At 47.5% G+C, this 12,393-nt stretch carries 10 protein-coding genes; 2 read left to right on the forward strand and 8 right to left on the reverse strand.

What is annotated here, in order from left to right; translation table 11 throughout:
- Position 1 precedes the first annotated feature (1 nt).
- The gene (locus AB6805_RS06365) at positions 2-1,540 is read right to left on the reverse strand and encodes a GH3 auxin-responsive promoter family protein (RefSeq protein WP_370908607.1); all 1,539 of its coding nucleotides are present in this window, start codon (positions 1,538-1,540) and stop codon (positions 2-4) included.
- A 180-nt stretch (positions 1,541-1,720) separates the two neighbouring features.
- On the opposite strand from AB6805_RS06365, the gene AB6805_RS06370 reads away from it, so the two are divergent.
- Entirely contained in the window at positions 1,721-2,491 is a 771-nt protein-coding gene (locus tag AB6805_RS06370; protein ID WP_370908608.1) for an inositol monophosphatase, read from the forward strand.
- Positions 2,492-2,502: 11 nt separating this feature from the next.
- On the forward strand, positions 2,503-3,537 hold the full coding sequence (gene thiL / locus AB6805_RS06375; RefSeq protein ID WP_370908609.1) for a thiamine-phosphate kinase: 1,035 nt from the start codon (positions 2,503-2,505) through the stop codon (positions 3,535-3,537).
- Positions 3,538-3,790: 253 nt separating this feature from the next.
- On the opposite strand, the gene AB6805_RS06380 is transcribed toward thiL, so the two are convergent.
- From AB6805_RS06380 to AB6805_RS06410, 7 genes are all read right to left on the reverse strand, one after another.
- A complete protein-coding gene (locus tag AB6805_RS06380) occupies positions 3,791-5,470 on the reverse strand; it encodes an ArnT family glycosyltransferase (protein WP_370908610.1) in 1,680 nt (559 codons plus the stop codon).
- A 40-nt stretch (positions 5,471-5,510) separates the two neighbouring features.
- Positions 5,511-6,608, reverse strand: coding sequence for an N-acetylglucosamine-6-phosphate deacetylase (gene nagA / locus AB6805_RS06385; protein ID WP_370908611.1), 1,098 nt, complete (start codon positions 6,606-6,608; stop codon positions 5,511-5,513).
- A 21-nt stretch (positions 6,609-6,629) separates the two neighbouring features.
- Positions 6,630-7,019: a VOC family protein gene (locus AB6805_RS06390; protein ID WP_370908612.1), complete on the reverse strand. Its 390-nt coding sequence runs from the start codon at positions 7,017-7,019 to the stop codon at positions 6,630-6,632.
- Between the two features lie 30 nt (positions 7,020-7,049).
- The gene (locus AB6805_RS06395) at positions 7,050-7,853 is read right to left on the reverse strand and encodes an amidohydrolase (protein WP_370908613.1); all 804 of its coding nucleotides are present in this window, start codon (positions 7,851-7,853) and stop codon (positions 7,050-7,052) included.
- 65 nt (positions 7,854-7,918) lie between these two features.
- Complete coding sequence (locus AB6805_RS06400) at positions 7,919-8,377, reverse strand: regulatory protein RecX (RefSeq protein WP_370908614.1); 459 nt, start codon at positions 8,375-8,377, stop codon at positions 7,919-7,921.
- A gap of 5 nt (positions 8,378-8,382) precedes the next feature.
- Positions 8,383-10,710, reverse strand: a complete 2,328-nt coding sequence (locus tag AB6805_RS06405) for an ATP-dependent helicase (protein WP_370908615.1) — start codon at positions 10,708-10,710, stop codon at positions 8,383-8,385.
- A 314-nt stretch (positions 10,711-11,024) separates the two neighbouring features.
- Positions 11,025-12,095, reverse strand: coding sequence for a fatty acid desaturase (locus AB6805_RS06410; protein WP_370908616.1), 1,071 nt, complete (start codon positions 12,093-12,095; stop codon positions 11,025-11,027).
- Positions 12,096-12,393 lie beyond the last annotated feature (298 nt).

Genomic DNA, 12,393 nt, shown 5'->3' on the forward strand with positions numbered 1-12,393 from the left:
CTTAACTCTTAACGGTTTTTCCCGCAAGAAATTTCTCCCAGTCTTTCAGTTTCTCTCCTTTCATTACACGGGGAAATTTATTCATGGCGCCTTCCTTGCCTTTGCAACGGAGGTAATCTATAAACGCATCATTCGGTAATATCTCTACAAATACTTCCTTCAGTGCTGCAGAGCGTTCCACGGCATAATCATCATTTACCTCTGCGAGGGTTTGGTCGATGATTTCACGCACTTTTTCCGCATCCACACCAGGTGTATCCGTGCCTACATACCAGCGGTGTGCAAACAGGTTCTGATAAGGGAACCCGGCTACCGTAAACTCACGGACGTTAATACCCAGTTTCTTCTGCACATTATCTATCGCCTTGTTCATGTTGTCGATACTCATGTGCTCCCCGCAGAGGCTGAGGAACTGTTTGGTACGGCCAACAATCACTATTTCATGTTCTTTTACGGAAGTAAATTTCACTACATCGCCAATCAGGTAACGCCAGGCTCCTGCACAGGTCGACAGCATCACCGCATACTCCACATCTTCCACTACCTCGTGGATCATGTAAGATTTAGGGTTGGGTTTTACTTCTCCTTCTGCATCAAAGTTCTCTTCATTAAAAGGAATAAATTCGTAGAAGATCCCCGCATTCAGCACCAGCTTAATGCCTTTTGTACCCGGACGGGCCTGGAAGCCAAAAGAACCTTCAGAAGCCATATAGGTTTCAATGAACGCTATGGGCTTTCCGAGCAGCTTCTGGAAGCTATCGCGGTAAGGCTCAAAAGATACCCCGCCATGAATATATACCGCCAGGTTGGGCCATATTTCATGAATATTCTTAACGCCGTGATATTTGATGATTTCTTCCAGTACGATCTGTACCCAGGCAGGTACGCCGCAAACAGTACCTACATCCCACTCCTTCGCTTTGCGCACAATTAACTTGATACGCTGCTCCCAGTTGGGTTTGCGGGATATTTTGCCTCCCGGCTTATAGAAACGGCGGAACCATTTCGGGATATTTTTGGCCTGAATGCCGCTCATATCACCTTCATAATAATCGCCTTTCTCATACAATGAGGTAGTGCCGCCCAGCATCAGGATGCCTTTTTCAAAAGAGCGTGGCGGGATGTTAAAGTTGGCCATGGAATACAACTGCTTCACCCCCACTTTCTTCACCGTTCTCAACATGGCTTTGGTAACAGGTATATGTTTGCTCGCAGATTCCGAAGTACCTGAACTCAGCGCAAAGTATTTGATCTTCTCAGGCCAGCTCACGTTTGCTTCCCCTTCCAGGCAGCGGTACCACCACTCCGCATGCATTTTAGTGTAGTTATGCACGGGGACTTTATCGCGGTAATGACTAATAAAATTAGCGCTATCCAATACTTCCTGAAATTGGTAGTGGCGGCCAAATTCTGTATCCTTGGCCTTTTCCAGCAAACGATGCAGCACCTGCAGCTGGTATTGGCGCGGTGTTCCTAATTTAAATGTGAACTTCTTCCTGATGCGTAGTGACCTGGAAATAAGATTACCTATGATGGCCATTAACTTTCCCTCTCTTTAATTGAACTACAAAAATAAGTGGAATATTGAATATAAGTTGACTGATAATTCGGAATTACAGATTATGTAGTATCATTAAGTCATCTATACATATAAAATATCCAAAACATGTAGGTTATAATTCGCAATTCATAATTCGTAATTCGTAATTACCTTTGCGGCATGTTAAAAACAACTTTACTCAAAGCTACTGAAGCCAGCGGAAAAATACTGCAACAATATTTCAACGGTCCTTTCGAGGTGAGCAGTAAAAGTACAGTTAACGACCTGGTAACGGAAGTGGATAAAAAGTCGGAAACCGCTATTATCAATATTATCAGGGAAACTTATCCAGATCATTTTATCCTGAGTGAGGAAGTGGGCGAGATGAAGACGGATTCTTCCGTGAAATGGATCATTGACCCCATCGATGGTACCGTTAACTACGCCAATGGTATTCCCATTTGTTGTGTATCCATAGGCGTGGAAAAAGACGGAGAAATGATACTGGGAGCGGTATACAACCCTTTTATGAACGAGTTTTTCCTGGCAGAAAAAGGGCAGGGAGCTACGCTGAATGGTAAACCGATCCAGGTTTCTACCAAAGGCGATGTGTCAACCTCCTGCCTGGTAACAGGTTTTGCCTATCAATGGCAGGATAGTGCCAACAATCCCTTACAGGTACTTCAGCGCGTTATTAAGGAGGGCATTCCTGTTCGCAGGCTGGGGTCTGCAGCCATAGATCTCTGCTGGGTGGCCTGCGGCCGCTTTGATGGATTTTATGAACACCATCTCCAGGCATGGGATTCTGCCGCCGGCTATCTCATTGTAGAAGAAGCGGGTGGAAAGGTAACAGACTTTTCAGGCAACCGTTACTCCCCCTATCAGAAAGAAATACTGGCCACCAACGGTCATATCCATAGCGCATTACAAGATCTTGTTAACGGTAAATAAGTATTGGGAAGATGGAACAGGAAAGAACTGAAATACAGGACCTGGGAGAATTCGGATTGATCGAATATCTCACCAGGAACATAGAAATACAAAACGCCAGCACCGTATTAGGTGTGGGCGATGATGCCGCCGTGATTGATCACTTCGGCAAACAAACGGTAATCAGCACCGATATGCTGGTGGAAGGCATTCACTTCGACCTGATGTATACGCCACTGAAACATCTGGGATATAAATCGGTAGTGGTAAACCTGTCGGACATCTACGCGATGAACGCCACGCCTACGCAGATCACGGTGAGCATTGCTTTCTCCAACCGTTTCTCCCTGGAAGCGCTCAATGAATTCTACGAAGGCGTATATGCTGCCTGCGAGAAATACGGCGTAGACCTGGTTGGCGGCGATACCAGCAACTCACAAAAAGGTTTTATTATCAGCGTTACCGCCATCGGCGAAGTAACCCCCGACCAGTTCGTAAAACGGTCGACCGCAGAAAAGGGCGACCTGCTCTGCGTTACCGGCGACCTCGGCGCAGCCTACCTCGGTCTTACACTCCTGGAAAGAGAGAAGAAGATCTACCTGGAAAGCCCGGAAGTAAAACCCGACCTGGAAGACCAGACCTACATCATTGGCCGCCAGCTGAAGCCGGAAGCCCGTAAGGATATTATCGAATTCCTGCAGCAGGAAGACATTAAGCCTTCTTCCATGATGGATGTAAGCGATGGTCTCAGCTCTGAAATACTGCATATCGCCAAACAGAGTAACCTGGGCGTTATTGTATATGAAGAAAAAATTCCTATTGCCCAGGAAAGCAAGGAAATAGCCATGAAATTTGGCCTGGACCCCACCGCCTGCGCGCTAAGCGGTGGCGAAGATTACGAACTGCTCTTTACCATGAAGCAAGCAGACTACGACAAAATTGTACTCAATGAGCAGATCAGCGTGATCGGCTACATGACCGATATCACCGAAGGAGCACACATCCTCACTAAGGGAGGCAACAAATACAAACTGGTGGCACAGGGCTGGAACGCGTTCCAGCAGTAAGCGGGGGACCGCCTTCGGCGGTTGTAAATTGTCTTGGAGCAGGATTACGCTGATTTTACTGATTAGCTTGATTTTTATTCTTTGGATTTTATTAGATTTTAGAAATAATTAAGGGAGATACGAGCGAATATATCCGCTTATATCTCCCTTAATCTATTAAAATCAAAAGTGATCAAATCAAGTTAATCAGTAAAATCAGCGTAATCCTGCTCCAAGACAATTTACAACCGCCGAAGGCGGTCCCTCCGCTGCATTACTTCTCCACGATCACGGGTATCACCGGGCTGTTGTGCGTGGGCGGCATGTCGCCGGCAAACACGGAGAATTTCAGCTGGTATTTGCCCGGTTTGTCGGGCATCACCACTTCCAGGTTGATGAGGCGGCGCAGCACGGCTCGTTCCAGGGTCATGGAGGATTTCACTGGTGGCAGGGATTCATCTTTGGCCATGAATCCGTAACCCAGTACCGGTTCGTTGGTCCTGTCGAGCCGGATGGGCTGGTGGTAGCCATTGGTAGGTTGCAGGATCACATTTACATGTTCACCACGTTTTGCCCGGATACTTTTCAGTGCGGGCTTCAACTGTATCAGTGAGTAAGAATAATAATCAGATTGAATGTAGTAGTCCCAGGTGCCATGAATAGTTTTCAGGCTATCTGTGATAGGGATTCCTGTGCCAGGATCAGATACCACCATTACGGGCTTACCCCATAACTGTGTTTCGGTGTCCCAGAAATTATACTGGCTCCTGCGGGCATAGCGGCTGTTAAGGCTGTAGGAAAGCTGCCCGGTGTAAAACATATACTTCGACGGGCGCTGGTAGCTGTTCACAAAAACCACTGGTCTACCCTGGGCGCGGGCGGCTACCTGTGCCGTCCATTCCTTGTTATGATGGATTTCAGGTCTTATCTCCACTCCCGGCATAAAATCCCAGACCATGTATACCCGTACCACGAGTACCAGCAGCAACGTAACCGGCAAGGTATACAGCAACCATTTCTGCGACCAGCCTTTCCGTACAATGGCCTGATGCGCCAGTATGACTACCGGGGTAAAGAGCATCACCGTCCAGTTGGCTTCCACCCTGCCTTTGAAGGTGCTGAGCAGGAAAAAGGAGAGCACGCCGATCACGCAAAATTTCAGGGCGCGTTCGAAGGAGTTGGTGATGGGGCTGCGGAAAGCATAATACAGTATGAGCCAGCCCAGTAAAGGACCGAATAATAAGAGTTGCCCGCCGAGATAATCGAGCGAGTAACTGATATCATAGGAAGATGCGTTCCTGTCTACCAGGTGATATTGCAGCGAAGGGAAACCGTGGGTATATTGCCAGAAAATATGCGGCAGGAACAACACCGTGGTGAGCACGCAGGCTACATAAAACTTGAATACTTTTAACAGGTTTACGTTGGATAAAACAGTGAAGAACACCAGCAGAATGCCGTGGTATTTACTGTAAAACATCAGTGCCATGGAAATGCCCAGCAGCAGGGTGTTTCTCCAGGTTTGCTCATTTACAAAATTGCGGTAGACCCAGAAAAATACGGCGGCAAAAAAGATCAGGGGAACATCCGGCACTGCCAGTATGCCGCCGATCTGCATGGCGCCCATAGATCCGATGAGCAGGTAAAAGAGTTTATTGTCTTTTGAAGCAATCAGTTTAGCGGTAATCCACAGGGTGAGTGTGTTTACCACAACAATGAGCAGCCTCACTCCCAGTTCATTATGAAAGATCCCGTACCCGATTTTGATCAGCAGCGCAATCATAGGCGGATGATCAAAGTAGCCCCAGTCCATGTGGCGTGAATACACCCAGTAATAGGCTTCATCATCCCATAGCTCAGAAAAGCAGGCCTGTAACAGGCCCAGTACCAGCCAGGAGAGCAGGAACAAATTTTTATACCGGTCTTTTTTCAGAAAGCGAGTTAGTGCGCTCATGCGGATATACAGTATTATTAATCCTGCGAAGATAGGGCTATTAACAGTATACTGTAGTTTCCCAGTTAGAGTCGATGGCTACCAATGCCGCGTCATAGCCTACCGCAATACGGCCCAATGCCTGTTCACGGCCAATTGCACGGGCCGGATACAGTGACGCCATGCGTAAGGCTTCCTCCAGCGGAATGCCCACCTGTTCCACACAATTGCGGACAGCTTTGGTCATGGTGAGCCGTGAGCCGGACAAAACACCCGAGGCACTTACATAGCGGTCCGTCTCCTTAATATACACATACCCGCCTTCTTTATTCTCCTCCACTGCATCTGTAATCAGGAACAGGCGTTCTTTCATGATCTTTTTGCTGATCCGGACGGAGGCAAAGTCCACATGCACACCATCTGCTACGATGCTGGCGGATACCCGCGGGTGATCATAAATAGCGCCCACCAGGCCGGGAGCGCGGCTTTCCAGCGGCGACATGGCATTAAAAAGATGCGTAGCATGATGAATACCACTGTCAAACGACGTATAGGCCTGCGCGTAAGTAGCGTTGCTATGGCCGGCAAATATCACGATACCGGCTGCCTCCAGCTGCCTTACCAGTTCGGGATCACAGCATTCCGGCGCCAGGGTCATGATCTTCACCACATCACGGCCGTTTTCCAGGATCCAGTTAATATCTTCCTGGGTAGGGGAATGAATGTATTGTTCGAGATGTGCGCCTTTTTTCTTAGGGTTGATAAAAGGTCCTTCCAGGTGCAGTCCCAGCACGCCTTGCCCGCCCTGTTCCCAATACGCTTTTACTGCATTCATGGCCTCCAGCATAATTTCGGGGCTGATGGTTGCCACGGTGGGCATGATCCAGGCGGCGCCGCCACCTTTGCTGTAAGCCACAGTGGCCGCCAGGGAGGTAACCGAAGGATACATGGAAAATACGTGGCTGTTGCCTCCATAGATCTGCAGGTCTATAAAAGCAGGGGCCAGCAGGCCTCCTTTCAGGTCTGTTTCACTGCCGGTTGTTTTCCATTCTGAAGTGGGAACAATACTGGTAATTTTCCCTCCTTGTGTAATCACTGCATGATCATCCAATATCTCTTCCCCGGTAAAGATCCGGGCATTGATGTAGGCAACAGACATAGCAATAAAATTTTACGGGTGTTAAATGACTTCGTATAACTCTAAAGGCAAACCGTCGGGGTCTGCAAAAAAGGTGAATCGTTGTTGGGTATGGGGATCAATGCGTAGTGGTTCGGTAGTCACGCCTTTCTGCTGCAGTTGTGCAACGGCGGCTTCAATATCGGCCACTGCGAAAGCGAGGTGGCGAAGCCCGCATGCCTCCGGGTGGCTTGGCCGTGGCGGCGGGTCCGGGAAAGAAAACAGCTCAATAATATACTGGTTGCCCAGTGCCAGGTCCAGCTTCCAGGAATCCCGTTCTTCCCGGTATACTTCGCGTATTACCTGCAAGCCCAGCACATCGGTATAAAATGTTTTACTCCGGGAGTAATCTGCACAAATAACCGCGATGTGATGGACTGCCTGTAACAACATATAAAAATATCTTTAGTTAGAACGTTGCTATTATCCCTTTGGAAGAATAGTAAATGCATCGGCATCTTTCAGGAAAGGAATATTCTTTCTCACTTCTTCCAGCCGCTCACGTTGAAGGGTATACGTAAATATGTCTTCATCGTGCGATTTGCGGTAAATGATTTCTCCCATCGGATCAATCAAACTGGTTTCCCCGCTGTGATAAATATTGTGGCCGTCATTGCCTACCCGGTTTACACCGATGGCAAAAGCCTGGTTTTCAATAGCGCGGGCCTGCAACAGGGTAGTCCAGGCAGTTTTACGCCTTTCCGGCCAGTTGGCTACATACACCAGCAGATCGTAAGCTGGTTCGTTAGTATCCGGCTGGATGGTATTGCGCGACCATACCGGAAAACGCATATCAAAACAGATGTTCAGATTGATTTTCCAGCCCTTCACCTGCGCAATAAGGCGCTTATCTCCGGGCGTGTAGTGTTCGTGCTCGCCTGCATAACCAAACAGGTGGCGCTTATCATAGGTACCGTAAGTGCCGTTGGGCAGCATCCAGATCAGGCGGTTCAGGTATTCTCCGTTTTCCTCAATAATCAGGCTGCCGGTGATGATGATATTCTTCTCCGCCGCCTTCTTCTTCATCCACTGTACCGCGGTTCCATCCATTGTTTCAGCCAGGAGCGCTGACTGCATACTGAAGCCGGTGCTGAACATTTCGGGTAAAAATACCACTTCGGTCCTCTCCTTTATGCTGTTGATTTTCTCATCAAACATACGCAGGTTGGCTTCCTTGTCTTCCCAATGCAATTGGGTTTGTATGAGTGTTACTATCAGATCTGACATTATCGGTTATTGTGATCACAAAATTACGGCCTGACGGGTTAGAAACTTTTCAAATTATTGCCCGCTTAAGCCTCATTCTTTGCGATTTGTTCAAGTGCTTCGTTGATAAGGTCCGGTTCAAAACCTCTTTGAAGGAGATATTGCATGGCCTTATACTTCCGCTTCATGGCTGTTTCGCCTTTAAGCGACTGGTATTTTTTCTCTGCCAGCTTGTAGAGTACTGCGATATAATCATCTCCATCAATTTCCTCCATTCCTTTTTTGATGCAGTAGGCAGATACCTGTTTCTGCTTCAGCTCCATCATAATTTTTTTGCGCCCCCATTGCTTGATCCGGAATTTGCCGCCGGCGTAGGCTTTGGCAAATCTTTCCTCGTTAAGGAAATTTTCAGCGATGAGCTCAGCAATGGCTTCGTCTACTTCCTCTCCTCTCAGGCCCAGCTCCAGGCATTTGTATTTTGTTTCCTGGTGGCTCCGTTCCTGGTAGGCACAAAACTGCCTGAGTTTTAACATCGCGGTTTTCATGTCCGTTATCTTACTATTCTCAGCTTGGCGTAGTTCAGCATAATTTTCTTTTCACCGCCGCCTTTAGGGAAGTTGATGGTAGCAATCCTGTTGTTAGGCGCTCCTTCCAATGCTGCGATGATACCAAATCCAAATTTCTGGTGCTCTACCTGCATACCTGGCTCCATGCCAGCCGGATCATCCGGGGCAAAATCAGCGGAGGGTACGTGGGTAGTGGCAGGAGAAAAGGTGGGTTTGGCAGCGGGCTTCTGTGCTACCGGCTGCGACGGTTGTGACGGCGCCTTTTTCCGGTCGAACATATTGTTGCTGTTGCTCCATCCGGAGGTGCTGCCACCGCCGAAAGCGTTGCGTACGCTGCCTCCGCCGGCATAACTGCGGTCAATGAATTTCTCCGGCATTTCTTCCAGGAAACGGCTCGGTTCATTCTGCACCAGGTTACCAAAGCGGTAACGGCTATTGGCGTATGTAAGCCATAAACGCGCCTTTGCGCGGGTAATGGCTACATAAAACAGTCTTCTTTCCTCTTCCAGTTCTTCCCGGGTGTTGATAGACATACCACTGGGGAACAATGTTTCTTCCAGTCCTACAGTGAATACCACCGGGAATTCCAGTCCTTTTGCGGCGTGGATGGTCATCAGTTTCACCACATCGCTGTTTTCATCGCTGCCCTGGTCGGCATCTGTGAGGAGGGTGATTTGCTGAAGATAGGAGCCCATGCTTTTATCAAGCAGTTCTCCTTCTTCATCGGGGGTTTCTGTAAACTCTTTGATGGAGTTTAAGAGCTCCTGCACGTTTTCATAACGGGCAAGCCCCTCCGTAGTTTTATCGTTAAACAGTTCTTTTACAATGTTGGTAGATTTACCCACTGCCACGGCCACATCATAGGCGTTGTGCGAGGTGAGCATTGCCTGGAAGCTTTTGATCATGATCACGAATGCTTCTATGGCTTCTACGGTACCACCTTTAAAGCCGAACTCCCTGGCCCTTTCCAGCACTTCCCACATGGTGATATTGTGTTCATTGCTGAGCACAATGGTTTTTTCGATGGTGGTTTTACCAATACCGCGAACGGGGTAGTTGATGATCCTTTTCAGGCTTTCCTCATCGCGGGTATTCATGGTAATGCGCAGGTAAGCCACGTAGTCTTTGATTTCCTTACGCTGGTAGAAAGACAGGCCTCCGAAGATGCGGTATGGAATGGCTTTACGGCGCAGGCTTTCTTCAAAGGAGCGGCTCTGGGCGTTGGTGCGGTACAGGATAACGAAGTCGCGGTTATCATAATGATTCCGCAGTTTCTGTTCCGAAATAGTATCCGCAACAAATTTACCTTCTTCGTTGTCGGTCATGGTGCGTACCAGTTTGATGGTATCGCCTTCGGTGTTATCTGTCCAGAGATTTTTTTCTATCTGTCCTTTGTTATGTGCAATTACTTCATTGGCTACATTGAGGATAGACTTGGTGCTGCGGTAGTTTTGTTCCAGTTTTACCACTTTCACATCATCATAATCCTTTTCAAACTGGAGGATATTTTCGATAGTGGCGCCTCGGAAGGAGTAGATACTCTGGGCATCATCTCCCACTACGCAAATATTTTCATTAACAGCGCCGAGTAATTTGATGATTTCGTACTGGGCGGGGTTGGTATCCTGGTACTCATCGATCATGATGTATTTGAACTTGTGCTGGTATTTATGCAGTACTTCCGGGAATGTTTTGAGGAGGATATACATTTTAAACAACAGGTCATCGAAGTCCATTGCGCCGTTTTTAAAGGTGCGTTTGGCGTACATGTCGTAAATTTTGCCGATCAGCGGCCTGTTGGCGCGCATATCTTCCTGTTGCACCAGGTTATCCAACTGGTATTCGTCCGGTCCCATGAGGCTGTTTTTGGCAGCTGAGATGCGGTTATAAACGAAGTTGGGTTTATAGTGTTTATCATCGAGATTCAGCTCGTTGATAATGGTTTTGATAACGCTTTTGGCGTCATCGGTATCGTAGATGGTAAAGTCGTTGGGATAGCCAAGCCGGTGTGCTTCTGCACGCAGGAGGCGGGCAAATACGGAGTGGAAGGTACCGATGTAAAGGTTACGGGCTTCGCTGCCGCCGAGGATCTTTTCCACACGTTCCTTCATTTCCCGGGCAGCCTTATTGGTAAAGGTGAGGGATAAAATATTAAACGCATCCACGCCATTCCGCATCAGGTGTGCAATACGGGTGGTGAGCACCTTCGTTTTTCCCGAACCGGCGCCCGCTACAATCATCAAAGGGCCGTTGATATGTATTACTGCTTCCCGCTGTTGTTCGTTAAGCTCGTCTAAATAATTTGCCTTCATCACGACTGCTGTTTATATTTTATATGTAGAAAAGATATAGTATTTCTGAAGGGTGTAAAAGTACGAAAAAGGCGGGGAATAGAATCGCCTCCGGCGATGCGTATTTTGTCTTGGCTCAGGATTACGTTGATTTTACTGATTAGCTGGATTTTTACTTTTGGATTTATAAAGGATTAAGGGAGATAGAAGCGGATATCCGCTCTTATCTCCCTTAATTATTAATTATTATTAAATCTAAAAATCAAAAAAAATCCAAAAGTAAAAATCCAGCTAATCAGTAAAATCAGCGTAATCCTGAGCCAAGACAACCTCCGCTATGGTTTCGCGCCGAGCGCTTTCATGAAGCGGAAGTGCGACACTACTGCTCCCTGCATGGTAGGGATGGAATTGTAAGTAAGGTTATGTTCTGCGCATTTGGCGGCCACAATTTTGCTGAGGGCCGGGTAATGCACATGGCTGATCCTTGGGAACAGGTGATGTTCTACCTGGTAATTCAGGCCACCTACAAACCAGGAAATGATTTTATGTCCGGGTGCGAAGTTGGCGGTGGTTTTGATCTGGTGAATAGCCCATTCGTTTTCGATCAGTTTGGCATCTTCGCCTACTGCTTCAAATTCGGTTTCTTCCACCACGTGAGCCAGCTGGAATACGATGGCGAGGGTGAAACCCATTACCACGTGCATTACTGCGAAGCCGATGGCCCAGGCCTGCCAGCCTACCAATGCGATGGGTAATGCGATATAAAACGCCAGGTATAATACCTTGCTTCCCCAGAACACCATGTGATCGGTTAATTTCATGGGTTGCAGCGGGGTAGTATATACTTTCCGGCTCAGGTATTTCACAAAATCCATGATAAATACCCATGCGAAAGAAGATATAGCGTATACCAGTACTACGTAAATGTGCTGGATCCGGTGCATGGGCACCCATTTCTGGGAGCTGCACTGTCTCATGAGCGGGCTTTTGGCGATATCGTCATCCAGGCCGTCAACGTTGGTGTAAGTATGGTGAATGATATTGTGTTTCTGTTTCCAAATGAAAGCGTTGCCGCCCAATGCGTTAAGGGTAAGACCGAGCGTGTCGTTTACTTTGCTGTTGGTAGAATAACTGCCATGGCATGCGTCATGCATTACATTAAACCCGATACTTGCCAGTACAAACCCCAGCAAAGCGCATAAAGTTACCGAGAGCATGGCCGGCATTGATATAAATAATACCGAAAGGTACAGCCCCACTGCCACCGGAATAAGGACAGCGGTTTTTACATATAGTTTCCAGTTACCTGTTTTCTGAATGTTGTTTGATTTGAAATAGTCCTCTACAGCGGATTTGAGTGCTGGAAAGAATAAGGCATTCTTGTTGTTGAAAGTTACTTTAGGCATAAAAAAATAAGCATTGTTGTTGCCGGGCGTACAGTTTAGTTGTAGAGAAACCGGAAAAAAATTGAAAAGTCTACGCTAATAAACGGCTTTTAAACCGGTTTTTATATATTTCCCCCGATAATAAATGGTTATTTAACAAAGATTTGTGCTTATAGAGGGGATTGGAAGCAGGGGGATGACAATCGGAGGCAAAATGGGGATAACAGAAGTTCACAAACAGGCTACAGCAATAACCGGTTATCTGCCGGGGCAGACAATAAAACACACAAACAACAACACCTGCTACGGGGTATTAGCA

Origin of the sequence: Chitinophaga sp. RCC_12 (assembly GCF_041360695.1) — a bacterium.
GTDB lineage: Bacteria > Bacteroidota > Bacteroidia > Chitinophagales > Chitinophagaceae > Chitinophaga.

Coding starts and splice junctions, on each gene's coding strand:
- AB6805_RS06390 (WP_370908612.1), bottom strand. CDS start 7,019: ATGTTGTTACAGGCAGTCCATCACATCGCGGTTATTTGTGCAGATTAC.
- AB6805_RS06365 (WP_370908607.1), bottom strand. CDS start 1,540: ATGGCCATCATAGGTAATCTTATTTCCAGGTCACTACGCATCAGGAAG.
- AB6805_RS06370 (WP_370908608.1), top strand. CDS start 1,721: ATGTTAAAAACAACTTTACTCAAAGCTACTGAAGCCAGCGGAAAAATA.
- AB6805_RS06405 (WP_370908615.1), bottom strand. CDS start 10,710: ATGAAGGCAAATTATTTAGACGAGCTTAACGAACAACAGCGGGAAGCA.
- AB6805_RS06395 (WP_370908613.1), bottom strand. CDS start 7,853: ATGTCAGATCTGATAGTAACACTCATACAAACCCAATTGCATTGGGAA.
- thiL (WP_370908609.1), top strand. CDS start 2,503: ATGGAACAGGAAAGAACTGAAATACAGGACCTGGGAGAATTCGGATTG.
- AB6805_RS06410 (WP_370908616.1), bottom strand. CDS start 12,095: ATGCCTAAAGTAACTTTCAACAACAAGAATGCCTTATTCTTTCCAGCA.
- AB6805_RS06400 (WP_370908614.1), bottom strand. CDS start 8,377: ATGAAAACCGCGATGTTAAAACTCAGGCAGTTTTGTGCCTACCAGGAA.
- AB6805_RS06380 (WP_370908610.1), bottom strand. CDS start 5,470: ATGAGCGCACTAACTCGCTTTCTGAAAAAAGACCGGTATAAAAATTTG.
- nagA (WP_370908611.1), bottom strand. CDS start 6,608: ATGTCTGTTGCCTACATCAATGCCCGGATCTTTACCGGGGAAGAGATA.